Genomic DNA, 23,552 nt, shown 5'->3' with positions numbered 1-23,552 from the left:
CGTCGCCGCGATGAGTGCCAACCCGGAAGCGGACGATCCAAGGACCTCAGGAAGGCTGGTGAGTGCCCGCGTCGACGACGTCGCCGAGCGAGCGGGTGAGCGTTTTTGCTTGGTCGAGCGACAGTGCGAACACGGTGGCCTCGCCATCGTCGGTCAAGGTCAACCGCACCAGCGTGACTCCGGCATCGGCGAGCTCGACGAGCGTGGCGTCGATGCCCACCAGGTCGCCCGCGCTGCTCATGGGCGTCGGTGCGGACGTGTGCTCACCGCGATCGGCGCAATCGGCGCGCCGACACCATGGGGGATGCGCGATCAGTGATTCCACAGTTCCCCTTCCGGCTGTCCACATAGTTGGGGCCGGCCAGGGTGGTCAGCCATGCCAATCATCGTTGCGCACATTGGCCTATTCAGCAATAGCTAATCGGGCCAATTGCCGGCACGTAGACAGGCATAGCATGCCAAGGAAGAATGCCTCTGTGACGGAAAAACCCTCAACGCCGAGCCTTCCCGAGGCAGTCCGCGCGTTAGCCCGAGCGCAGGCAAAGGTTGGGCGCGCTCGCAAGGCTCTCGACGCCGCACGAGCAGAGGTGGCGAAGGGAAAGATCGCGGTCGCCGGCGCCGCTGTCGTCGCGTATCAAAACGGCATGCGCCAGAAGGAGATCGCGCAGCTAACCGGACTCACCCGCGAGACCATCCGCAAATACCTACGGGCGGAAGGAATCACCGCCGAGGACTGAAGCAGGCAGGTCAAACCCGTCGCCGCCACACGAGCACGCGCGAACGAGGACGGCGAGCGCTTTCGTGTTTAGCCACCTCGGCCGCCTGGCTGACGCAACCCGCGCATTTCTGGGTTCCCGCGTCTCGCGCCACAGCATCCAAGTCTACAGATGGCACCAGGGGCAGGGCGGAGGGTGCAGCGTCCGCCGAGGTTGAAATCTCGCTCTGGTCCATGTTGGCAAGGTGGGCAACGATCGGACACTTGGATCGCAGCGAGCTACCCGGACATTAACCCAACGGATTAAAAGTCCCCTGTAGGGCGGCTTCCGAGTCGTTCTTGAAGCATGTCCCGCCGAGGTCCGCGAACGTAGCTGAACGTCCGAGGGCGTCCGTGCTGGTCACGCTACCCTTCCTCCAGAGGCCTGTGACGTACGAAGTGGCAGAGCTGAGAGCCGTCCGCGGCGTGTCAAACTGTCCGTCGCGAGTTGTCGACATCCGAGCAGCTACGGAGCAACCAGGTTGCACGGCCGCAGGCATATCGAATCGGCAAAGACACTACGGCCAGCGGGCACGAGAGACGAGGGTCGACTCCGCGATAGGAAATCGCGAACGCCTGAGCGCCACCGGAGAACCATCTGGCTTTACGAGCCAAAGCTAGGGTGATTTTCTCGATTTGCAGCCGGCATGCCGTCGGCGTTATGCGACGTCACCGACGGCTGAAACTGGACCCACTGCTGTCGGTAGAAAGCAGACCAACGGCCGGCCCAGGTCGCGGTTCAGCCCAGCGGCACTGCTGAGCTCCTGCATCCGCCCGCCCAGCATCGAGGAGCGGCTCACTCCGAGTGTGGTCGAGTGGTTCGCTTCGACCTTCGTCGCCAGTACTACTACTCGCACACCACACCTAGAACGTCGACGGCTTGTCGGCAATCTGGTCATCAATGACGACGTTGTGGTACTGCCTGGTGGCGACTCGGGTGGATCTGGTTGGGTTCGAGGCTAGTCCAGCGATATCGACAGACGTTCCGGCAAACAACTCGGCCTGTTGCAACACCAGGTCGATGGCCTTGTCCTCGCGGTCCGGCGGGTAGTCGTACTTGGCTAGGAGGCGGCGTACCTTGGAGCGCATGGCCGCCCGGACTGATTGCTTGAGCGACCAGTCAAGCGTGGCACTCGTCTGCACGGCCTGAACAAGATCGATGGCAATTTTCTTAAGGACATCGTCGCCCATTTGCAAAACCGCGGCATCGTTCTGCACGATCGCGTCGTAGAACGCAGCTTCGGGCACGCTCAGACCGAGCTTGTTGTGGCGGTCGTTCTCCTCGCGCATTTCCTTGGCGAGCTTGACAAGTTCGGCAATGATCTCGGCCGTTGTCAGCGCCCGGTTGGTGTAGCGGTTGATGGCTTCGTCGAGCTGCTCTGAAAAGCGCCGCGCTTGGATAACGTTGGTGCGCTTCACGGTCTTGATCTGGTCATTGATGAGCCGACGGAGTAGCCCCATCTGCAGATTCGGTTTATCCTTGCCGGCCAGGTTGTCGAGAAACTCGTCAGAAAGAATCGATAGCTCGGGGCTGTCGATGCCTGCGAGTTTGTAGATGTCGACGACCTCATCCGCGGCCACGGCTCCATTGACGAGCTGCCCAATCGCCGTGTCGATTTCGACCGCCCCGCTACCCCCTCGACCCGAGTCGGGATTCTGGATCTTCATGATGGCGGCGCGGACGTCGGTGAACATGCGGACGTCATTGCGGATGGCGGCGGCCTCGTGTCGCGAGCCGCAAAGGGCAAAGGCCTTGGCCAGAGCGAGCACTTGGTCAAGGAAGCGGGCGGTGCGATCAGGGTCGGCCATGACGAAGTCGAGGACTAGAGCGTGCTGGGCTAGGCGCTCGGCCGCCGGCAAGGCCGGTGAGGCGTCGAAAGCACAACGGTGAAGCAGGCCGCGAACGATGTCGTGCTTTTCGAGCATCACGGCGATCATATCTTCGATTGGCACACCGGCCTGGTCACGGTCGCTGGGCGAGTACTCCGCAAGCGCCTTACGCAAGTTGGTGGCCACGCCAATGAAGTCGACGATCAGGCCGCCGGGCTTGTCGCGGAAAGTGCGGTTGACGCGGGCAATGGCTTGCATAAGCCCGGCACCCTGCATCGACTTATCGACGTACATGGTGTGCATGACGGGCGCATCGAAGCCTGTCAGCCACATGTCCCGGACGATGACGATCTCAAGGAGGTCGTTCGGGTCCTTGACGCGCAGCTTGAGTGCCTTCCGGACATCCTTCGGGTAGATGTGCGGTTGGAATTCGGCCGGGTCAGCGGCGGAGCCGGTCATGACAACTTTGACCTTCCCTACTGTGGGATCGTCGCTGTGCCAGTCGGGCCGCAGACATATGATCTTGTTATACAGGCTAACCGCGATGCGCCGTGACATCGTGACGATCATGGCCTTGCCGAAAAGCTCGCTCCGACGCTTCTCCCAGTGGTTCACGATGTCGGCGGCAACTAAATCGAGCCGGTCGTCAGCACCCACGATGGCCTCAAGGCGCGCCCACCTCGATTTCGCCCGAATCGCTTCATCTTGCTCGACGCCCTCGGTGATCTCATCGGCAAGCGCGTCGAGGGCATCGTGGTCGTCAGGGTCGAGGGATACCTTGGCCAGACGTGACTCGTAGAAGATCCGCACCGTCGCGCCATCTTCGACGGCGCGGGTGAGGTCGTAGACATCGATGTAGTCGCCAAACACCGAGCGGGTCGACCGGTCGCTCGCCTCAATCGGGGTGCCGGTGAAACCGAGGTACGTGGCGTTCGGGAGCGCATCGCGCATGTGCTTGGCTAGCCCAGCTTTAAGCGTGCCGTCGGGAGCTAGGGACTCCCTAAAGCCGTACTGTGAACGATGCGCCTCGTCGGCCACGACGATAACGTTGCGCCGAGCGGTCAGGACGGGGTTGGTGTCGCCGGTCGTCTCCGGGGCGAATTTCTGCAGAGTCGTGAAGACAATGCCACCAGAGGCTCGGCGCAACAGCGTCCGCAGTTCGGCCCGAGAGTCGGCTTGTACTGGCTTCTCGGGCAAGACTTCGGCCGGAGCAAATACCTCACCAAACAGTTGATCGTCAAGGTCATTGCGGTCGGTGATAAACACCAGCGTTGGATTCCCCATGCGTGAATCGCGCATGATTTTGGCCGCGTACAGCAGCATCTCGATCGACTTGCCCGATCCCTGCGTGTGCCAGACAACACCGCCCCGCCGGTCGCCGTCCGGGCCGGCCGCTTCCACCGTCGACTCTACGGCCGCGTTCACCGCCCAGTACTGGTGGTATCTGGCAACCCGTTTTACGAGCCCGTTCGCTTCGTCGGAAAACAGCACGAAGTTTCGCAGCAAATCGAGGAATCGCTTCTGGTAGAAGACGCCTTTAATCAGCACCTCCAGCGCTGGCAGGCTGGTGATGACCTCTCGGCCGTCGATCGTCTTCCACGGCACGTAGTGTTCGAAGCCGCCGGTGAAGCTACTCATCGCCGCACTTGTGCCGTCGCTGATAACGGTTACGGCGTTCGGCGTGAAGATGGCAGGAATGTCGGATCGGTAGGTCTGGACCTGATTCCAGGCGCTCCTAAGCGTGGCATGCTCGTCAGCTAGGTTCTTTAGCTCAAACAGCCCGAGCGGGATGCCGTTGAGGAACACTAATATGTCCGGCCGACGGTTCTTGCCGTTCTCCAAGATTGTGAACTGATTGACGGCCAACCAGTCGTTATTCGTGGGATCCTCAAAGTCGACCAGCCACACCCGGTGGGTACGGATTCTGCCGTCGCTGCCGCGATGCTCGACTGGCACCCCCTCCGTTAGCAGTTTGTGAACACGGAGGTTTTCGGCAAGCGGGTTTTGCGATTCGGCTCGTTGCAAGCGCTTGATCGCCTCATCTACTAGGCCGCTGTGGCTAATAGCGTTGATCCTCAGCGCAGCACCACGCAGCCGGTCGTACAGATATACCTGCTCGTACGACAATCGCTCGGAGTGCTCCCCGCCCGGCGCAATGTCAGGCCCGAACATTGTCGAATAGCCCAGCTGCCGGAGGTACTCCAGCGCGGCCAACTCGACCGTCGACTCATTCAGGGCTCTCATGCTAGGACCTCCTCGGCCTTATCGGCCCCCGGTGGCGCGAATACGTCCTGACAGTAGTTCCGGCAAAAGTGCCTCGCGGATTGCAACAAGTCGGTTGTTCTGCCCCTCAAGCTGCCACGCGTGTCTAATCAAAGTCGACACCTGTTCGAAGAGCCGTTCTGGGTTGGCGGGCACGCGAAACGTGAAGTCGAGCAATGCCTCAACGGGAAGTGCAGTCACAGTCGTCCCCGTGGCGAAGCCTTCGGCTCGTTCGCGGAACTCAGGCGATTGGAGTTGAGCCCACAGGAACGCGGCCATCCACGGAGAGCCAGTAAAACGGACAACCGAGGTGTGATGGGTGTGAATTGAGCCTGCAAATGCGGGGGGCACCAAGAACCCTCGGCCGAGAATTTCCCGCGACTGTGTCAAGTCCGTGTTCGCAACGAGTAATTCGAACTCTCGCAAGCGATGTGCGGGCTTGAAGTCGCCTGCGTAGTACTTGGTTCCCTCGGCGTTGAGTTGGCCTGTCGTCGTGAAGTTCGCAAGGTTCAGCATCGGCAGGGCGTTGGTTGCACTGCCATCATCGAGTCCCGCGCCCTTGTAGGACAGCCCCTTCTTCATCGTCGCAACGTCACCGACGCGCAACGCTTTCGTGCCAGTCGAAAGCTGGGAACTCGCTAGCCCAAATTCGAGGCTGATGGCTCGGCGGTTCGACGCGATCTTGTCGTCCAAGGCGCCCAATGTCTTCGCGATCCGCTGCTGTTCCTCGATCGGCGGCAGCGGAAAGAGTTGTGAGGCGAACGTGTCCCGCCCAAGCGACGGATTGGACGTACCGTCCTTGAGGTGGTTAAGTCCGACGTGCTTGATCAGGTAATACGAGAATTTGAGATCGACGTCATTCGTAATTGGTTCCAACGCGTAAGCCGTGTCGATAACCCAGAAGTCGCCGTTAACCCACTCAACACCTAGCGGTCCCTGGCCCTTACGCCCAAGCACCAGCCCGGGCCCTTTAAACAGGGGCGTGTCGTGGCTGCCGCATCGGCCGTTCGTGCCGTATACAGGAATTCGGCCGGGCCGCCGCGCGGCCTCGACGAGAGCCCTTCCGTAGCGCAGCTCGAACAGCGTGTTAGCCCTCACGAGGGGCCACAGAATCGACTCGACAGATCCAAGTCCTCGCGCAAGCGTTGCACCAAGTGGAGCCTTCGCCGAGTTAGTCGACATGGAGCGCTCCGAGCTGCTGCCGTACAGCCTCCTCAAGCTCGTCTCCACGGTCAAACTCCGCAAACAGCTCCTTGGTTAGCCGTTCGACCTTTTCTTGGATGGGTTCGTCGTCTGCTTCGGCTTCTTCGGCGCCGACGTACCGCCCAGGTGTGAGCACGAAGTCGTGGCCGGCGATCTCGTCGCGAGTTGCTGCCTTGCAGAAGCCGGACACATCCGCGTACCCGCCGCCGTGACTGCGCCAGGCGTGATAGGTATCGGCGATCTTGGCGATGTCGTCATCGGCGAGTGCGCGCAAGCGGCGGGTCTGCATGGCGCCTAGCTTGCGGGCGTTGATGAAAAGGACTTCTTCCTTACGCTGGCGGTGGCCGTTGCCATGACGGTCCTTAGAGATGAACCAGAGGCTGACCGGGATGCCAGTGTTGAAGAAGAGCTTGTCAGGCATCGCGACGATGCAGTCCACGAGATCGGCCTCAACGAGCCTGCGGCGAATATCGCCCTCCCCGCCAGACTTCGATGACAAAGATCCGTTTGCCAAGACGAACCCGGCTGTGCCCCTCGGGGAGAGGTGGTAGATGAAGTGCTGCACCCAGGCGAAGTTGGCGTTGCCTACGGGCGGCTTGCCGTACCTCCAACGCGGGTCGTCCTGCATCTTGGGGTCCCACCAATTGGAGACGTTGAACGGCGGATTGGCGAGCACGAAGTCGGCCCGCAGGTCCGGGTGGAGGTCTTGCGCGAACGAATCGGCCGAGCGGTCGCCGAGGTCTGCTTCTATGCCGCGCAGGGCGAGGTTCATCTTGGCCAGCCGCCAGGTGGAGTCAGTGAACTCCTGGCCGTAGATCGAGATGTCAGTGCGCTTGCCGTCGTGGACCTTCACGAACTCGGCGGACTGAACGAACATGCCACCGGAACCACAGGCTGGGTCGTAGACGCGACCGTGATAGGGCTCCAGCATCTCGATCAGCGTCTTGACGACGGACCGAGGTGTGTAGAACGCCCCGGCGTCCTTGCCGGTTTCCTTGCCGGCGAACTGGCCAAGGAAGTATTCGTACACGCGGCCCAGCACATCGTCTGAGCCGTGGTCGTCGGACTCGGTGAAGCCGATTGAGCCGATCAGGTCCACGAGCTGGCCGAGCCGGCTTTTGTCGAGTCCCTCGCGGCCGTAGTTGCGCGGCAGGACGCCGCGGATGCTGGGATTCTCCTTCTCGATGACGTCCATCGCGGCGTCGATGTCCTGACCGACGCTGGGCAGCTTCGCACGGTCCTGGATCGCCTGCCAGCGGGCCTCTGGGGGCACCCAGAAGACGTTGTGGCTCGTGTATTCGTCGCGGTCCTCGATGAACTGCGCTCGACGGGCCTCGTTCGGGATGTAGTCGTCCGAGCTCGGATTGCTAAGCGACGTTGTGATCGTGCGGCGGCGTTCTTCGAAGCGGTCAGAGATGTACTTGAGAAACACCAGGCCGAGGACGACGTGCTTGTACTCGGAGGGTTCTTGGTTGCCTCGCAGTGCGTCAGCGGCGTCCCATAGGCGAGCCTCAAGTGGCTTTGGGGGCTTTACTGGTTGCTGCTTCCGGGGGCGTCCAGCCATCAGCGTGATCCCTGGGTCGTGGAAGCGTCAAGATTGTCTATATTCATCTAGGATTACACCATCTCGGGCCGTCTACAAGATCAAAGCTTTAGCCTACCCGGACCAAGCAGCTCGTCGAGATGTCCACTCGGCTCCGCCCTGCTCCGCCTGTCCAGTGTCCTGGTCGCTCCGCCGCCGTAGCAATCGGGCTTGTAGCTACATTATGGACAACCTAGCCGGTGGCTGCGCCGCCCCGTCAATCGGTCCTTGACAGCCACAGCCCTTCGCCTCCGAACCTTCCGCGACAAGCCCGGAAGCCTGATCGTCGACTACATCGGCGTGTTCGCCAGCCTGCAGCAAGCCCTTACGGAGTACTCACCCTCCGACCAGGACCAAGCGGGTGTGCCCATCGAAGAACTGGTCACAGCGATGTTGGAGAGGCACGACATCGTAAAAGGGCTTCTACCCGACTGCGACTTCGACTCGTCGTCCGGCTTGCCCGCGGCGGAGCGGTTGGCGCAGCACGCCGTGTTGCTCGACTTCGTGACGGCCAGCGCCGATCGTACCGAGAGTTTCAACGACCAGGTGCTTGCGCTTGCCAAGGCGATTGCCCTGTGTGGTGCCCGTGGTGCGGCGCTCGCGATCCGCAACGAACGCCCGCATGCTCATGGACGTACGCTCAGCCATTCTGAAGATCCAGAACCCTGACTCAGGGCGCGGCCGCCCTGGCGCGGTCGAAATCGATACCGCAATTGGGCAACTCGTCAACGAAGCCATCGCCGCCGACCAAGTGGTAGACATCTACAAGCTCGCCGGCGTTGAGAACCCCGAGTCGTCCATCCTCTCGGACGAGTTCCTAGGATAGCCTGACGCATAAGAGCCCAATCTACAGATGGGGTTACTCCGACGGCTAATCAATGATCGGATCAGAACGGTGCAGCGCACCAATGTTGTGCAGGCGCGCAGGATCTCCGAGCAACTAAAAGAGGCCATCAACCTGTACACCAACCGCACGTGAACGACCGCGGAAATTATCGCCGAGCTTGTCAGGCTGGCAAAAGAGAGGCGCAACGACGCCAACAGTCAGAAGGAACTCGGCTTGCGCGACGATGAGATCGCGTTTTACGGCGCCATTGTGCAGAATGACGCGGCAGTGGCGGATATGGGCGACGAAACTCAGGAAGGATCGCCCGCGACCTCGTGTCGGCGGTGCGCTCCAGCGCGACTATCGACTCGAACCTCAAGGACAGCGTTCGCGCTGCGATGCGCTCTAAGGTCCGCCGGCTGCTCGCTAAGTACCACTATCCGCCAGATCGCGAAGAGAAGGCGATCGACCTCGTGCTCTAGCAGCCGGAGCTGTTTGCAAACTGGACCACCTCGCATTGATATTGCGAGCAGTGACCTCTTGGAGCATGTCTGGGACTTCGATGGCGATGCGCTACCACGAATCTAATCTCATTATTCGGCGCCAGAATTCTTTGCCAGACGACCAAAGAGTTCCCGTATGGCCGCATTCTCTCCTGGAGGACCAACTCGACTTATCGGCGATTGCGGCTCGTCGTCCCTCGTTTCGCCCTCGGCGTCTTGCTCGCGCTCCTGAAGCCAGTCAAGCGCACTTTCGAACCGTTCATCTTCGACATCGACCCCGAAGAACTGCGCGACGTCGCGCAATTCGTACAGGTGATAGGCCGACTCCAGTTCGCTAGTCTCAGGACTCAGTGATTCATCCAGAAATGTCTTCAATGCTGGCCTAGCGTCGGCGCCAGCGCGATCAAATATGTTAGGGACCAGACGCTTGAGACGTGCAAGCTGACTCCACTTGTATAGGTACGGACGCTTTGAAAGTTCAACACGGGCGGCCTCTGCCAATCCTGCAGTGAGCAGTCCAGCCTCCTTGGTCGCTGAAATCAGCGAGACCACGACCGCAGGATCAGGCACGTGATGCGCCTCGTTCATCCAGCGATGCTCGAGGTCGTTAAGTCGTAGCAATAGCCAAGGTCGGACGGCTGATGCGTAATGTAGATTTTTGGCCATGACCAAGATCACAAAGATCAGCCTAGTCTCGTCACTCACATAGTCCTGGCTAAAGCGTGCGGTGGACTCCCCCTGCCAATAGACGTCGCGCCAGCCCGGATTAGGGCTGCCCCAGCACCGCACCGTGGCATCCGCCATCGCGCTAGCAAGCACCGACGGATGATGCATAGCTCCAGCCAGAATCTTTGCTGAATACCATCTCAGCTGCTCGAAGTACACGCATCCTTTAAGGCCAGTCACCGCTTCGTCTGTGTGGTCTACTAGCCACGAGGCTACGAAGTCCGAAATGGAGGGATTTGAAGGCATTATGTATGTCTCATCATCGCGCTCATAGCTGCGCATAAATGAGTCGTCGAGTACTTTTAGCGCCTCGCGATAGGCGCCGCTCCACGGCAATCGCCCGCGAGCTTTCGCCAGTGCTTCGTAGGCCACTTTGGCATCGCGAGGGGTCGCTGCGCCGGGCATGGATACCAGCGCGATCAGGAGATCGCGACAGTCGTCGTTCAGCTGTTGCTCGAATGCGCGGCGCCAGATCAGATCAGGATTGTCGAGGGTCTCTAACGCGAATTTGACGTATTCGGCATTCTCTAGGACCGATATTTTCCGAGACGCAAGTCCGGTGACGTACTCGATGAGCCGAGGGTTGTAGTGGGGATGATCGATTAGGCGCAAATAGCTCTCATTCTCGAAGAGTTGTTCGCGCGCGCTTTGCGAAAGCTGACCGGAATGCCACGCGTGGTTATAGAAGATCCGGGCTCTATCCAGCCTCGTGTAGGCAGATAGTTCCAAAAGGAAGCGCCTCAATTGCAGGCCAGAGCGATCCAACTCTTCGTACCACTGCGTTGCTTGTGCAAGAATATGTTCTCTGGTCGTCAGGAGCAAAAGCGTCCGATCGCTACCCGCGCAGCGGCGCATGAATGCCGTCAGTCGCCTGTCCTCATTCTTGGCCAGTCTGTCCTGCAGAAAGGTGCTACCGAGGAAGTCGTCATAGTAGAAGATTTGTGGCTTGCCATCGCGACGTATGACCTCGTTGGCCTCCTCGATATCCGCCGAGATCTCGACGGGCTCGTATCCGTCGTGGACGGCGTCAGCCAACAGCAAACGCGCAAGCGTCGTCTTTCCGATGCCTGGTGGTCCGGAAATTGCAAGTACCCGTTCTTGACGAAGGCGTCTTCTCGCGCCCCGAAACGCTCCGGTCTCGACGTACCTTGGCAGAGCGAGAAGTATTTCTTCCAGGAGTTGTCGACTTCGGGTCCACGTGGCCGCATGTAGGCGTTCGTCGAGTTGAGAGAAGCTGGAGAGCCAAAGCTTTATATGCGATCGCTCCACTGCTTCGTGGCGGTTCAGTAGGCCCTCTAAATCGTCAGCCCCATAAATGTGGTCTTCCCGCAGGACCCAGGGCGAAAGGATGCCTGCCAGCTCCTTCTTCCCGTTTGGCGACAGAGGCTTGCTGGTAACAAAGCGGTATGAGGAGGTTACTTGCGCGTTGTCCGAAAGGGTCCTAGCCTCGCGGCGCGCGGAATTCCTAAGTTGCGCATACGAGCTTCCTTGCATGTGTTTACATTGGATAACGTCAGGCGGCTCCGGATCACGAATTCTCCGTAAATCTATTCCTTGATCAGGTCCTCTGGCGAATACCTCGAACGTCACTCCGAGTTCGGCGCCGAGCAAGTCTGCGATCAACAACTCGAAGTCGTGATCAGAAAGTGATAGGTAAGACCTCATCCAGGCGTCTCCTCCTCCGCTCCGTATGCAAACGGCCAGTTTCCTCGTTGGTAAGGTCGTTACGACCGATCGTAGTCGCCGTTTGGGCTTGGAGGGTAGGTCAATGTGGAACGGTGAACTCCTACGGAAACAGCGCGCGGGCGTTCAAGGGTAGTCTCGTAACCGCACTCGGTCACAACGATCAGCCTAGGTTTAGACGGCTCGTGCCAGCGGCGTGCTCGCCCGAGGCCCGCCAGCAGAGTCAGGCACCGTCCCTCTGCGACCGGACTGCCACGACTGATTAGGGTCAGTCCGTCGCTGTCGGGGAAGCCTGTCGCGAACGCCGAGCCCGCGCCGCCATGGGGAGGCGCTCAGGCCAACACGTTCGCCGGAGCGATGCCCGCGGTGTTTTGGCGGAGAAGTATCTGTTCCAGTCGCGCAGACGGGCAGATCGGCATGGTCGTCGAACCTCGCCAACGCCCAGACGCGGTGTCGAGCGATGACGAGAGTTCGCTTGCGGGTTGCGCATCGCCGGCGTCCGGAGCGGTCCGCGGTCACACCACAAGGCCGACTATGGTCTGTGTGGTAAGCGTCGGCGCTGGGACCGAGCAGCGAGAGGCGCCAGCTGCCGGTCCACTCTGAATCACCCGCTGAGATAAGGCTGATTCTCGATGGCGCCCTCCCCTCCCGGAGAGCCGGGCGGCATGGGATTCCCCGCAAGCAGCCGTGGGATCAGCAGGTCGCGGAGCGTATGCGTTGCCTCGATAACGTTCTTGTGTGCACTGATCTTCGCATCGATGAGTCTTGCGACCTGAACCACGCCTTCTTGGACGGCAACTGGGGGAAGGACAAGTGGAAGGCTGCCGACGTTGCCCGTGTTGCGTGTCGGCAGCACACCGCTGTTGGTGTTGCCAACGAGCCATTCCTGGACCGCCGGATGGGTCAGGTAGCAAGAAAGGTACGCAGGCAACACCTCCCGGAGCGCACGAACGCGGATACAGGAGCTGCCGAGCACCCAACCGCGGTGCGCGTCGGTCGCCACAGCGTGCCTAGTTGTCCGTCCGATGCGGACGAATACGATGTCACCGGATTCGAGACGATACTTCTGCAGCCGTTCGGCGGTAGTGGCACCGACGGAAGCCCTGGGGTTGAGGGCGATGCCGTCCGGACCGACGTCGCCGGCCTTCACCACTGGGATGCCTCCTATGAGATGGTCCGAGCGCGTGAGCACGGAGCCAGACGGACCTGTCTGAAGCTCACAGCAGTCATCCAAGCGTCGCGCCATCCAAGCGTCCGGGACCTTTCCGATCAACGTGTCCACAGCGCGAGCTCCCTAAGATGCCGATCTAGAGCCGCGTCCGCTGACTGCGCCTCCGAGTCCAGTCTCGTCATTTCAGCTGGCAGGCTTCTGAGTTGTTCGTCGGTCCGGCCCCTGACTGGGGCGAGTCTATGTTGATCTAGATAGGTGGTCGCCTGAAGGTCGTAGCCCCGCTCTCGAATTTCAGCGATGGCCACCGCGGCTGACCGTACATCGTCGACTGTCGTTGGGAATTTTCCGGCGCCCCTACCCCAACTGCGATATGCATCGAGGATCGCCCGGCAACCGCGATGACTCAGCACCCGATGGGTGGGTCCGTCCCGGTGGGCGGCCGAGCGAGCGTCGATTAGCAGGACCTCGTCGCCGAAGCTGTCGTTGGGATGCGCCAGAATCCAAAGGGTAACCGGGACTGTCGTTTCGCGAAAAAGTTGGTTGGGCAGGCTTACCACACAGTGAACGACTCTGTCGTCGACCAAGCTTCGCCGGATACTCCGCTCTCGACCGGTCCTTGCGAACGTGGTCAAATTGGGCATGACTATGGCGGCTCGGCCGCCCGGCGCCAGTACCTCGAGCGCACTCTGCAACCAAGCGAAGGCCGGATTGTGCGGGGACGGTTCGCCATGGGGCCACGATCGCGGATCGCGTCGGGTAGGCGTGCTCCAGGTCCTCATGCCGAAGGGTGGGTTGAGGAGCACCGCGTCGAAGGGGCCAGAGCCGGCATCGACTTCTCGCGGATCTGCGGGCGGCCCATCGCCGAGGTCGATCTGTATGCCCCGTAAAGCGATGTTGATGTTTGCCATACGCCAGGTCCTCATCGATGCTGCCCGGCCGGTCATGGTTGCTGACGCCTGCGCGCTGTCAACACCGAGCTGGTTCGCGGCGGCGAGCAGTAGGCTGCCGGTTCCACAGCAAGGGTCGTGCACGCGCGTTCCGGATTTGGGCCCGAGCATCTGGACCATCAGGTTGGCTAACTCCGCAGGCAGAAGGTATTCATCGCGGCTGCTGTGCCGTTCCTGTGCGAACCGATCAAGCAGGTAGTCAAATGCTTGTGCAGGGTTTATCCGCTCCGACCCAATGACTGACACGAGCTTGACGAGCTGGTAGCACCACCATGATGTGGCGGGCAGGTCCTGTAAGGCAGCGGTGGCTTTGGCTAGCCTTTCGGGCTGCCGGCTCCGTACGTGCGTCAGGGTCTCCTGGATCGTGGCGGCGGAGGCCGTTGCCAACTCCGTCCAGCCAAGGGAATCGGTTCCTCGAAGACATAGCAGCGACATAGCAACAGCTTCAAATACTTCTGGGTCGCTGCTCTTCCGCAAGAGCTGCTCAAGCGGGACCCACAGCTCTTGGTTGAGTCGTTCCTTCGACTGTCGGGCTGACCCTTCGTCGATGGCACCGGACGTCGGCAGTCCAACCGCGGAACGGAAACGCGTCCCGTATGTTGCTCCACTGCGTTCCCCTGAAAGCAATGCATTGCGCGGGATCTTGCGGCTGTCGAGCCACAGCGCCACGGCCTGAGTCGAAAAGAGTGCCTGCGATCCGTTCGAGACGGCGGCCGGGAAGTCGTGATGTCGGCGAGCCCACGTGCTAACTGCCTGGGGAGTGACGGCCGCAGCGTGCGCCAAGTCATCCCTCGTCATCATGCCTTCGGGGAACGGCATGGTCACTGACCCGCCCGACGGCGGACGGGAGTACCGCCACGTCGGCGGTTGCCCTTCACCGCATCTATCAGCGCAGTCAAGTGGCGGGTCCGCTGCCTGCTGATAACTACCCATCCGAGGAACAGAACCAGCGACAGAGTCGCCACTAGGAAGATCATCGCGGGCAAGTTGTTGATCATTCGCGCCAGTTCAGCTGCCATACTGTCTCCCTTGAACAGTCTCATCGTCGTGCGAGTTCAACGCTATGACTTGCAGCCGTCAGCGCCGCTCGCGTACGTCGAGTACGCGTCCAAGTGTTTCGTCAGTGGCCCCAATCGGTGGTGACGGACACGCTTGCGCTCCGGCGGTCACCCCCACGGTGAGTCCTTCGGATCTCGGGATGTATCCGCGAGCTACACCATAAGGCCAATTGTGTGCGCGCCCCTCGCGTTCGGGCCTGTACGTTCGCCGTCAGCCGATAACAAACTCGGCCTGCCGCTCCGCAGGCGCGGCTGCGGCCACGCACGCTGCCGGATCCACGAGCTCAAGGACCACGGTGTCCCGGTCCCAGTGATAGGTAAGGCGAAGTCCGCGGCGCGCGTAGGCCTCGGCTTGGCGTGCGACGTCGAGCTCGGTGTTGCCGCCTGGTGAACGGGTGTCGACCGGCGCATTGGGACCCGCGCCTGCGCCGATCGGGTACCCAGTCTGGCGCAGGAACGCGGTCACCGGGGCGGTGAGGGCGTCCTGGCGCAGGTAGACGGTGGGTGGGTGGTCCGCAGGGGCGTTGGTGAGATCGCGGGCCACGCAGCGGTAGTAGATGTGGCCGTGGTGGACGCCGGCGTTCATCCGGCGCGCACAGAGACCGCAGGTCAGCAGACCGCGGAATAGATAGGGCCGGCTGCTCCGTCGCGGGGCCTTGCCAGTGTCGCCGACGGCGCCGCGGGTGCGCAGAGTCTCCTGGACCCGGTCGAAGGTGTCCGCGTCGACGAGGGCTTGGTGGGCCTGGCCGATGGACCAGACCCAGTCGTCGGGGTGGTTCCAGCGGTGGACGGTGGCGTAACCGGCCGCAACGTCGTCGACGTCAAGGAGAACATCGTCTCCGCGTTGGCGGTTCCACACCTGCCGGCCGGTGTAGCGCGGGTTGGTCAGGATGGCGCGCACCGCGCTGATCTGCCAGGCCGTACCACGGCGGTGGGGGTTGCGCGCGCGGTCATGTGCAGACGGGCACGGGATGCCGTCGAGCGTCAGCCCACGAGCGATGGTGGTCAGACCGCGGCCGGCGAGGTATTCGGCGAAGATTCGAACGACGATCGCAGCGGTGTCCGGATTCTGCTCCAGTCGGTGCAGGCGGCGGCCGTCGGCGGCTCGACTGGGTTTGGGGTGTGGTCCGGCGTCCGCGATGTGATAGCCGTATGGCGGCCTGCCGCCGAGATAGCGGCCTTCTGCGCGGGTCTGGGCCGTCATGGCGGAGCGGACCCGCTTTGCGGATCCGGTTCCGTTCGCCCTTGCTCATTCCGCCGTAGAGAGCCATGACCAGGTCGTGGGCGTCGCTGCCTGGATCGATCGGTCCGCCGATCTCGGGGATCCAGAGCTCGACGCCATAGTGGACGAGGATGGGAAACGTCATGCCGAACTGGTCACCGTAGAACGCCCGCTGTGGCTCTCCGATAACCACGGCGCCGAACTGTCGCGAAGGGCTCTTGATGGCCTCGAGAAGGTCGCCGGCCTGCGGGCGACGCTTCCAGGGAAGAGACCGGGAGATCCCGATGTCGAAATACTCGCAGTCGATCTGGCCGCCGGCTTGAGCGATCAAGTCATAGGCCCGGCTGTACTGCCATGCCCGCGAGGCGATGGGGTCCTGATGGTCCTCGGTCGAAACCCGTCCGTAGAACGCGAACCGCTGGTCGGCGCCGGCTGATCGCTCCATAGGATCCACGATCAGCCATGTGTAGGTCCGCTGTCAGTGGTTGCCTGGCAGACCTTCCCCGGTCGGGCGAGCATCTCACTCGTGGAGGTGAACGCAGGGCTGGCTCTAGCGGCACCGCCTTCACGAGCGGCAACAGAACGCGCAGGCCCATACCGCTGGCACGCCGGCAGCCCCCGGGAATCAGACGACCTGCCCAGCCTCGCACCGGCCTGCGTCGGGCGAGGTCGCGCCGTTGCGGCCGCCGAGGGGAGTGGGCTGTCACAGAATCAGGCAGGTGCCCGTCCGCAGGGCTCAACGATGGCTGCTCGCCAAGCGGACGGAGACGTCGACTCGGGCTCTTGGTGGTGCAGGTTGGGCGTTCGGCAGCCTGAGCTGGGTCAGAATGCGGTTTGGCCGCGACCTGTCAGCCGAACGTTGGCCGGGCGGCGGCTGCGTCGACGGCGTCCGGTCACCGTAGATCCACCCCGACGCTCTCTCAGAATCGTGCCCCTCCGTTATCGCAGCTGGCGTTGTCGGCCTCACGCGCGATGATCGACAGCGCGGCTGTCTTCCGCTCCCGGCGATAGACGCACCGCGCAATCCAGTTGGCCGGCAGAGAATGAAACGCGAGAATGAACGAATGTCATTCCGACTGGATCGTGCCGTCGGTCACGCAGCCGACGTCGCGACCTCGTTGTTCACTAGCGCGGCGCTCGAGACTCTGATCATGAAGGCGGGCCTGGCACGCTTTCAGCCGTTGCCTCGGGCTGGCGACCAGCGCTACGCCAAGACGCAGCTCGTCGCCAGTACTACGCACGCTGCGGTGGCAGCCGTCGTTCGAAAGCACGACCCGGACACTGTCGACGCTCTCAAAGAATTCGTTCGTCTTGTTGCACAGCGCGCCTCGAATCAGCAGCTTGCCAGTATGGTCGAGGCCGTTCGCGCAGCGGGGTTCGATCTTGTGGACGTGGATGGGGAAATGCGGTTGCTACCGTTAGATGAACCCGCGTCGCCGCTCAGCCAAGCGATTACCGCCCTCGACGCGGATCTCGATCGAGCCGGACTTACAGTTGCGCGGCGGCACTATCGACAGGCTGTCGAGTCGCTCGTCGACGGACGCGCCGAGGCAGCCAACGGGCAGATGCGTACGATGTTGGAGGAAGTCATTGTCCAGGCCGCCGTGGTCCAAGGCTTCACACGCAAGCGGCAAGGCGAAGGCGGCAAGGCCTTGGCCTATTTGATCCAGAGTGATGCGCTTCCGATGGATGATGGCGGCGAATACATCCATGGCCTTTGGGCCATTACGCACACCAACGGGCCGCATCCAGGTACCTCTCCGGCGGGTGAGGCGCAGTTTCGGGTGCAGGCCCTCACCAGCGCGGCGCGGTACCTCGTCGATCGCTTCCTGTCCCTGAAGCACCCTTAGCGCCCGACAGAAATGTCGGGCAGATGGAGCCGCACGACGATCAGCGCCGCCCTACGAGCTCACCTGTCGATCGCCGCTGGGGTCCTCGGCAGACGAGTCCTTCCCCGACAGGACCAGCCGCAAGACCTCCAAGGCCGTTTCGCGGCGCTGCCCATCATCGCTGGAAGCCTTGATAGCGGTGCGAGCGAGCCAGAACACGACGGCCCAGCGGAACACTGAGATCGCAGAAGTGGCAGCGCCGATCATCGTCAGGACAGCCGACACGGTCCCTCCAAGGGGATGTCGTGTCGGGTGCCTCAGGCCCAACGCCGGCGAGCGGTCCCGCCTCAGGCGAAAAAGTTCTACTCAAACACTATCAGCCAGGATTGTCGTGGTCGTCGCTGGCAGCGGGACGCCGCACCCGCCGCCCCCTCCGGCGGTAGGTCGCCACCATCTTCCGGATATCCCCTGCGGTGACAGCCAAACGATCATGGCCCCTCCAGCAGGTCAGACACTGGTGATCCTCATCGGAGATCTTGGTGTCGATGACTCCCCACATCGCCCAGCCCAGGCCGCGCGTCTCTTGGTGGCCAGGAGATGCCGCAGGAACCCAGCAGTAGACCTCGATGCCCGCTACATGATCATAAAGCCGCATCAGGACGTTATTGCAGGCCGGGCAAACCACCGAACCCATTTCGCGGCCGCGATCCTGAGCCCGAGGATCTCCTCCCGCCCGCGGCCCCTGCACCGCCTGCCACAAGGTCACGCCATCCAAAGTAGCCTCTCCGCTCTTGCAGCCCATAGATAGCCCAGGTTCGTCTTGGAGTCGACAGCCGGCGCTCGGAGGGGCGGCCAAAGCAGCTAGGTGTTCGGCTCAGGAGATTCGTCTAGTGCCGCGAACGCGGCTGGTCTCTGGGCATCTGTGTGAGTAGTCCGACACAAGCCTCCACAGGGCATCGCTCAACTCCACATGTGAGCAGTTGCACCTTAGGGCACCATGAGAAGCCGCCTTGGCTAACGTGCATGCCCGGTCCGCGACTGTGATGCGAAACCAACCGATGGTCCGCAGCGATGGGCTCTATCCGACAGCCCGTCCAACCGAAAAGTGGCTGCGGTCAGATCCCGCTTAGGGAACGATCGTAGCCCGGCAGGGTTGGCGTCGCGCGACTCGCGAGCGCGTGCCAATACGAGCGCGGAGGGTGACGTTGACCAGCGCAGACGTGAACGAAGGGATCGGCCAGGAGTCGATCGATCCATCCTGGTGGTCTGAGGGGCTGACGGATGACGAGGACGTCCCGCGCAGTCATAAGGATCCCGTGTTGCTTTCTGGCCGTCTAACTGAGTTGAAGGCCAAGGCTCAAGAGGAGTTCGGTGAGGACAGCCTTCGGACACGGGTGCTCGATGTACTAGCGAAGGCGACGTCGCCCATGCTCGTTCCAGACAACTGGGGCCAGCCGTACGCGCCAGCCATGCAGATCGGCGGCCGGCGAACCATCGTTCCGGAGGATCTGAACGCCGCCGAACTCGAGGTGTTGGCTCTCCTTGTGCCGTTGATCGAGCAACCGTTCCTAAGGGCCAGGGTCGCTGACATCGCCTGGACTTATGGAAACCGACGCGATATGGAACTGTTGAGAGAGGCGGTGAACAGTTACCGAGCTGCGCCGCTCGAGGCGAGCTCCTGGTATGGCGGCGGTGGGGACGGGTTGCGGCGAGCGCTCGAGCTGTCGTTGCGTCGGGGCAAGCCCGGGCGCGTCGCTGTGGATGAGATGGCGGCCGAGCTCGTCAAGTTTCTTCTGACTAGTGACGCGACAGCGAAATTCATGGCGACTCACGTATCCGACCTGCTGACCGAAACCAGGTCGATCGATAAGGCGGGCGCCCGGAGCCTCGGAGACCATTTCGTGTCTCTCGCCGGCACTGTGACCGGAGACCACAGGCTCAAGCGTGCGTACTTGCGTACCGCCAGAGGCTGGCTTGCTCGGGCTGGGGAAGCAGAGCTCGCCAACGAGTGCCTCGAACGGATCGCCCGAGCGTACGTGGACGAGGCAGACGACCGGCTGGCGGACGAGGGAGGCGGACTTGTCGCTGGCACCCTCGTGGAAAAGGCCATCGCGGTCATACGTGCGCTCCCGCGGGCGTATAGGTCCGCGCACGGCCTTGATGACGAGCTTCAGCAGCTCCGCCGCCGGCTTGGCGACGCACGCGAGCTGTCGCTCGAGGAGATGCATTCGATCGAGTCAGACTCGGTCGACATCTCCCTCTATGTTGAACGTGCGCAGAAGTCAGTGACAGGGAAGGAACGCATCGAAGCACTTGGGACGCTCGCAACGATCGCGCCACTGATCGACCCTGCGACGGCTTTGGCTGATGCACGTGAGCGCATGCAGCAAAGCATCTCGCGGCTGTTCAGGTCCTCCACGTTCAGCGCGGACGGACGCAAGATCGCGGCACGTGACGGTTCCGCCGACGTCTCCGATGAAGCGGCATTCGATGAGGTAGTCCGTTGGTTCCCATGGCGGATCGAACTCACTGTCGAAGCACTAATCCGTCCGGCACTTGAGCTAATTGTGTTCGAACACCACTTCGACTTCGGCTTCATCGCGGAAATCTGCGCTGAGTCTCCGGTGGTACCACAAGGACACACAAACCTGTGGGCGCGCGGGCTCTGGCACGGGCTGTCCGGAGATCTCCCGTCCGCCATTTCGCTGCTCGTGCCGCAAGTGGAGCAGCTAGTGCGGGCTAATCTCCAAGCCCACGGTGCCTTCACCCTCTTCGTGGACGAGTCCGGGGTCGAGTCAGAAAAGAGTTTGAACGCTCTCCTGGAGATGCCGGAGTCCCAGCGGGTACTCGGGCCGAGTTTGACCTTCGAGCTGCGCGCCCTGCTATGCGAACAGCTCGGGCCGAACCTTCGGAACGATCTCGCACACGGGCTGCTCAACGATCCGCGATCGTGGAGCTCAGCGGCCACCTACGCATGGTGGCTCTGCCTCCGTATGGTCCTGCTGCCGTACCTGCATGTCTTCTCGCAGGCCAAGGGTGAGCAGGCCTCAACGGACGGTCCCCAAACAGTTGGCACGCGGCCGGACTCCAACACGAGTTGAGCGCCGGGCAAGGCAAACGATTTCACCGCCGTTGACTCATCGGTAATGGACGCCATGCCTGCTCGACGGAGCATAATTTGCACCATAATGCCTGAACCTCGCCTCGGCCGTGGCCGGCGATGGCGCATTCCGGCGTCGGCACTCGCGACTGGACGCGCCGGTGGGTATCTCGGGCTCGACTCGTCCGGAGGGCTCGCCCCCATTTAAGGCGAGGTCAAGTGAGAACCTCGAGTCCACGGCATCTAACGGTTCGAACGGAAGCACGCCGACTTTGGCCGGCCGCAGACCTCATCCGCGCGTGGGCGTCCTATCGGCCAACGGCAGCGGGGCCTCGCTGGAGAACTCAGGCGATCTTGGTCACGGAAGACCCCGGAGCGAGGGCTCGCTGCTCGGCCTGCCGGTTTGCTGAGGCCGCCCCGGCGATCTGCTCGGCGCCGCCGCTGCCTAAGCTCCAAACGCGAGTTCGAAGCCGCCGACCTTGACCTTTCCAGATTTCATCCGACGGATGAGATCACGTAACTCCGGTCGCAGGGCGAACAATGCGATGACAACCACAACGGGCCATCTCACGAGGCGTACCCAGTCCGCGGTGGGGCGGGGAATCTTCACAAACGAGATGCTGGCTCGATTGATCCATCAACGCCAGCTCTATCACCCGTTCGAGTCGGTGGCGCGACGAAGGCGGCGCGACACCTCATTTCACGCTGAGCGGCCTGAGGGTTACGCGGTGTTCGGTCGTCGTTTATCACTGAATGGCGGCTGCCCCGAGTTCGGCTGGTCGGGGGCTGCGGCACGTTGACCACGGCTGCGCTGGTCGCCGGGCCTGACGGCGTCTGGGCGCCGCTGCTGATAAGCGGCAATGAGGTGCTGCCCAGCTCAGATGTCGTGGGGCCGGCTGGGGCGGTGATCGCGGGCGAGACGGCGTGGCGCACCTCGGTGGATGGTGCCGCCGGCGGCTTCGTGGCTGAGCCCTTGCGGCTGGGTCGTGATCGGACCCTGGTCGGTGGGGTGGAGGTCGAGATCGCGGGGAACTCGCCGGGGGACGCCGCAGGTCATGGCTATCGCCGTTCCGCGAGCAGTTCCGCTGTACCGTTCTGGATGCCTACGTTGGCCTCCGACCAGGCCGAACCCGAGGCGGGCCGCCACGTTGCTCGAGCGGGCAGTCGCTATCGATCCGGCCAACGCTTTATGCGCGCGACCCGCTCGCCCGCACACCACTGCAGGTCCCCGAAATCGGCGCGTTCGTCCGCGCTCTCCTCCCGATCAACCTGACCGGAGGCCACACGATCATGGTTGGGGTCTGGCTCGCCGTCGATCCCCGTGAGTTCCAGGCCATCTTCGCTGTGTGGCGGGAACCCGAATAGCGCGATCTACGGTTCACGGGAACGCGATCCCTCCGTGGCATGCTGGCGGCACCCCGTCGAGACGGCAGTGCGCGACCCCGACCAGACGCCGTACCGCGATCGTTCCGACGACCTTCGGCTCGACCGCGGCACGACCAATGGCCACACGACCTCGTGCTCACCGCGGCCAGCCACACCTGACTCAAATCCCGGACCCGCCAGCGGCGCGGAGGTCGTTGGGCCAAGGCTGACCCGGACGCCTTGCGGGGTCGACGTCGACGCCCTCGCGCTGCCGGTGTTGGCGTCGGCCGGGAGCACGCGCCGCTACGCGGCATGTCCGCACGTCCACGAGTGAGGGCTGATATTCAGTCCGTGTCCTCAAGTCCCGCCGACTCTCCTACCTGCAGGAGGTCGTTACACAGAGCCTGGAAAGGTTCTGTGAGTCCCGGAGGGAGCCGCTCACCTTCCCTGCGTAGGGCTGAAACGACATCCGCCGGCTCGACCTTGGTAGAACCTCGCCATGTATCAATCCATGGAGCCCCGGTCACGCTCTCGCGAAGAGCTCCAAGCGCGCTTTGCGCCTCCCGCTCCGGAAGCGAGGACAGGAGGGAGACGAACCACGGCGCGTAGAAGCCAGTGAGCCCGACAGAGCCTCCGCCAGTCAACAGCATCCCCTCCAGGAGTCCACGCCGATAGTCGATGGGATACTCGTCGTATCCGCCATCGACCGCGGGCTCTACGCCCACCTCGGTTGCATTGCCGAAACCTCCTGCAGACTGCTGGCCGAAGACGACACCGATCCGGTGCTGCACTTCGCTTGGTTGCTGGGCCATAGCAACTCGCCTCAAACTTCTCCTTCAATACTCTCCGACTCGTACCCGTCTGGACTGAGGCAATGAGTTCGTTCGGGTAGTCGGCGAGCAAGTGCCCGAGTCGCCGCAGGGCCCATCTAGACCACAGCAGGGCCGACTCCAGCGAGAGTGTTGCCATCTCTATGACAACATCTGGGACCCGTGCGCGGCCATGCCCCGTTCCATACCCGTTCCGGATTGGCGCGAGGCTCGTTGGAATCGTCTGCGCCGCCTGTGCCATGGCACGAAGATTTTGATCTTGTGAAAGATCAGCTCCCGGCTGGCGTCCGAGTGCCTTCTGCGCAGCCTTCACAATCGGCTGGAATTCAACGGAGTCGGACACGGCCCCTTCGGCCGCCTCTACCGTCACCTTCGCGACGGTCTCCGCCAATTCCTTGGCCTTCCCCACGACGTCCGGCAAGTCATTGAACTCCCAGGCACGCCGCAGCCTGCTCAGGGCAAGCTCGATGGAATCCCATGCCGGCTGTGCCACGTGCTCCGGCCGGGCAGCTCAAAGAGATCCACGCGGTCACCGTAGCCCCGACCAACGAAGCCGAGTCACCGGTGTCAGGGCCGCCCCAGCTAACGCGCCCGCTGGCCTGCCAGAGCCAGACCCACTCCGGCGCTGCGGCTCCCGCGACGGCACGGACCGCAAGATCCC

At 62.4% G+C, this 23,552-nt stretch carries 17 protein-coding genes and 2 pseudogenes; 7 read left to right on the top strand and 12 right to left on the bottom strand.

The window, feature by feature from the left end:
* Positions 1-46: 46 nt before the first annotated feature.
* Positions 47-325 (bottom strand): hypothetical protein, encoded by a 279-nt coding sequence (locus tag AB0J88_RS05175; protein ID WP_364352559.1) that lies wholly within the window; start codon positions 323-325, stop codon positions 47-49.
* Positions 326-476: 151 nt separating this feature from the next.
* Between AB0J88_RS05175 and AB0J88_RS05170 the strand changes: the two genes are divergently transcribed.
* Positions 477-737: a hypothetical protein gene (locus AB0J88_RS05170; RefSeq protein WP_364352556.1), complete on the top strand. Its 261-nt coding sequence runs from the start codon at positions 477-479 to the stop codon at positions 735-737.
* Positions 738-1,618: 881 nt separating this feature from the next.
* On the opposite strand, the gene AB0J88_RS05165 is transcribed toward AB0J88_RS05170, so the two are convergent.
* The 3 genes from AB0J88_RS05165 to AB0J88_RS05155 all read right to left on the bottom strand — a co-directional run bounded on the left by AB0J88_RS05165 (position 1,619) and on the right by AB0J88_RS05155 (position 7,613).
* The gene (locus tag AB0J88_RS05165; RefSeq protein WP_364352553.1) at positions 1,619-4,828 is read right to left on the bottom strand and encodes a type I restriction endonuclease subunit R; all 3,210 of its coding nucleotides are present in this window, start codon (positions 4,826-4,828) and stop codon (positions 1,619-1,621) included.
* Positions 4,829-4,846: 18 nt separating this feature from the next.
* A complete protein-coding gene (locus AB0J88_RS05160) occupies positions 4,847-5,944 on the bottom strand; it encodes a restriction endonuclease subunit S (RefSeq protein WP_364352550.1) in 1,098 nt (365 codons plus the stop codon).
* A gap of 73 nt (positions 5,945-6,017) precedes the next feature.
* Positions 6,018-7,613: a class I SAM-dependent DNA methyltransferase gene (locus AB0J88_RS05155; RefSeq protein WP_364352547.1), complete on the bottom strand. Its 1,596-nt coding sequence runs from the start codon at positions 7,611-7,613 to the stop codon at positions 6,018-6,020.
* A 246-nt stretch (positions 7,614-7,859) separates the two neighbouring features.
* Here AB0J88_RS05155 and AB0J88_RS05150 point away from each other — a divergent pair, with 246 nt between their 5' ends.
* The 3 genes and pseudogenes from AB0J88_RS05150 (at position 7,860) to AB0J88_RS05140 (ending at position 8,939) form a co-directional block, all read left to right on the top strand.
* Positions 7,860-8,300, top strand: coding sequence for a type I restriction enzyme endonuclease domain-containing protein (locus AB0J88_RS05150; RefSeq protein WP_364352544.1), 441 nt, complete (start codon positions 7,860-7,862; stop codon positions 8,298-8,300).
* Positions 8,254-8,709 (top strand): annotated as a pseudogene (locus AB0J88_RS05145) (type I restriction enzyme endonuclease domain-containing protein); the annotation flags it as partial. The gene AB0J88_RS05150 and the pseudogene AB0J88_RS05145, both read left to right, overlap by 47 nt.
* A gap of 68 nt (positions 8,710-8,777) precedes the next feature.
* Complete coding sequence (locus tag AB0J88_RS05140) at positions 8,778-8,939, top strand: type I restriction enzyme endonuclease domain-containing protein (RefSeq protein WP_364352994.1); 162 nt, start codon at positions 8,778-8,780, stop codon at positions 8,937-8,939.
* Positions 8,940-9,050: 111 nt separating this feature from the next.
* On the opposite strand, the gene AB0J88_RS05135 is transcribed toward AB0J88_RS05140, so the two are convergent.
* From AB0J88_RS05135 to AB0J88_RS05120, 4 genes are all read right to left on the bottom strand, one after another.
* Positions 9,051-11,351: an ATP-binding protein gene (locus tag AB0J88_RS05135; RefSeq protein ID WP_364352541.1), complete on the bottom strand. Its 2,301-nt coding sequence runs from the start codon at positions 11,349-11,351 to the stop codon at positions 9,051-9,053.
* 622 nt (positions 11,352-11,973) lie between these two features.
* Entirely contained in the window at positions 11,974-12,615 is a 642-nt protein-coding gene (locus tag AB0J88_RS05130; protein ID WP_364352991.1) for a restriction endonuclease subunit S, read from the bottom strand.
* A 23-nt stretch (positions 12,616-12,638) separates the two neighbouring features.
* The gene (locus AB0J88_RS05125) at positions 12,639-14,306 is read right to left on the bottom strand and encodes an N-6 DNA methylase (protein WP_364352989.1); all 1,668 of its coding nucleotides are present in this window, start codon (positions 14,304-14,306) and stop codon (positions 12,639-12,641) included.
* Between the two features lie 450 nt (positions 14,307-14,756).
* On the bottom strand, positions 14,757-15,749 hold the full coding sequence (locus tag AB0J88_RS05120; protein WP_364352538.1) for a recombinase family protein: 993 nt from the start codon (positions 15,747-15,749) through the stop codon (positions 14,757-14,759).
* Between AB0J88_RS05120 and AB0J88_RS05115 the strand changes: the two genes are divergently transcribed.
* Positions 15,748-16,203 carry a hypothetical protein gene (locus tag AB0J88_RS05115; protein WP_364352536.1) on the top strand — a complete coding sequence of 152 codons (456 nt, stop codon included), beginning with the start codon at positions 15,748-15,750 and terminating at the stop codon, positions 16,201-16,203. The two genes, AB0J88_RS05120 and AB0J88_RS05115, sit on opposite strands and share 2 nt — an antisense overlap.
* A gap of 628 nt (positions 16,204-16,831) precedes the next feature.
* The gene (locus AB0J88_RS05110) at positions 16,832-17,617 is read left to right on the top strand and encodes a hypothetical protein (protein ID WP_364352534.1); all 786 of its coding nucleotides are present in this window, start codon (positions 16,832-16,834) and stop codon (positions 17,615-17,617) included.
* Between the two features lie 51 nt (positions 17,618-17,668).
* Here AB0J88_RS05110 and AB0J88_RS05105 read toward each other — a convergent pair whose 3' ends face one another.
* Both AB0J88_RS05105 and AB0J88_RS05100 read right to left on the bottom strand, forming a co-directional pair.
* Entirely contained in the window at positions 17,669-17,881 is a 213-nt protein-coding gene (locus AB0J88_RS05105) for a hypothetical protein (RefSeq protein ID WP_364352532.1), read from the bottom strand.
* Between the two features lie 91 nt (positions 17,882-17,972).
* Positions 17,973-18,362 carry a hypothetical protein gene (locus AB0J88_RS05100; RefSeq protein ID WP_364352529.1) on the bottom strand — a complete coding sequence of 130 codons (390 nt, stop codon included), beginning with the start codon at positions 18,360-18,362 and terminating at the stop codon, positions 17,973-17,975.
* A gap of 439 nt (positions 18,363-18,801) precedes the next feature.
* On the opposite strand from AB0J88_RS05100, the gene AB0J88_RS05095 reads away from it, so the two are divergent.
* Positions 18,802-20,697, top strand: coding sequence for a DUF4209 domain-containing protein (locus AB0J88_RS05095; protein WP_364352526.1), 1,896 nt, complete (start codon positions 18,802-18,804; stop codon positions 20,695-20,697).
* Between the two features lie 1,708 nt (positions 20,698-22,405).
* On the opposite strand, the gene AB0J88_RS05090 is transcribed toward AB0J88_RS05095, so the two are convergent.
* Together AB0J88_RS05090 and AB0J88_RS05085 are read right to left on the bottom strand one after the other, a co-directional pair.
* Positions 22,406-22,873, bottom strand: coding sequence for a hypothetical protein (locus tag AB0J88_RS05090; RefSeq protein ID WP_364353012.1), 468 nt, complete (start codon positions 22,871-22,873; stop codon positions 22,406-22,408).
* A 121-nt stretch (positions 22,874-22,994) separates the two neighbouring features.
* Positions 22,995-23,204 (bottom strand): annotated as a pseudogene (locus tag AB0J88_RS05085) (abortive infection family protein); the annotation flags it as partial.
* Positions 23,205-23,552 lie beyond the last annotated feature (348 nt).

The sequence above is a fragment of the Asanoa sp. NPDC049475 genome (assembly GCF_040676915.1).
Classification (GTDB): domain Bacteria; phylum Actinomycetota; class Actinomycetes; order Mycobacteriales; family Micromonosporaceae; genus Asanoa.
This window is presented reverse-complemented; position numbering and strand designations above follow the sequence as displayed.

Bases quoted from the DNA above. Each gene is read 5' to 3' on its own strand.
- AB0J88_RS05155 (WP_364352547.1), bottom strand. From the start codon at position 7,613: ATGGCTGGACGCCCCCGGAAGCAGCAACCAGTAAAGCCCCCAAAGCCA.
- AB0J88_RS05110 (WP_364352534.1), top strand. From the start codon at position 16,832: ATGTCATTCCGACTGGATCGTGCCGTCGGTCACGCAGCCGACGTCGCG.
- AB0J88_RS05090 (WP_364353012.1), bottom strand. From the start codon at position 22,873: ATGGCCCAGCAACCAAGCGAAGTGCAGCACCGGATCGGTGTCGTCTTC.
- AB0J88_RS05120 (WP_364352538.1), bottom strand. From the start codon at position 15,749: ATGACGGCCCAGACCCGCGCAGAAGGCCGCTATCTCGGCGGCAGGCCG.
- AB0J88_RS05165 (WP_364352553.1), bottom strand. From the start codon at position 4,828: ATGAGAGCCCTGAATGAGTCGACGGTCGAGTTGGCCGCGCTGGAGTAC.
- AB0J88_RS05130 (WP_364352991.1), bottom strand. From the start codon at position 12,615: ATGGCGCGACGCTTGGATGACTGCTGTGAGCTTCAGACAGGTCCGTCT.
- AB0J88_RS05135 (WP_364352541.1), bottom strand. From the start codon at position 11,351: ATGAGGTCTTACCTATCACTTTCTGATCACGACTTCGAGTTGTTGATC.
- AB0J88_RS05115 (WP_364352536.1), top strand. From the start codon at position 15,748: ATGGCGGAGCGGACCCGCTTTGCGGATCCGGTTCCGTTCGCCCTTGCT.
- AB0J88_RS05125 (WP_364352989.1), bottom strand. From the start codon at position 14,306: ATGCCGTTCCCCGAAGGCATGATGACGAGGGATGACTTGGCGCACGCT.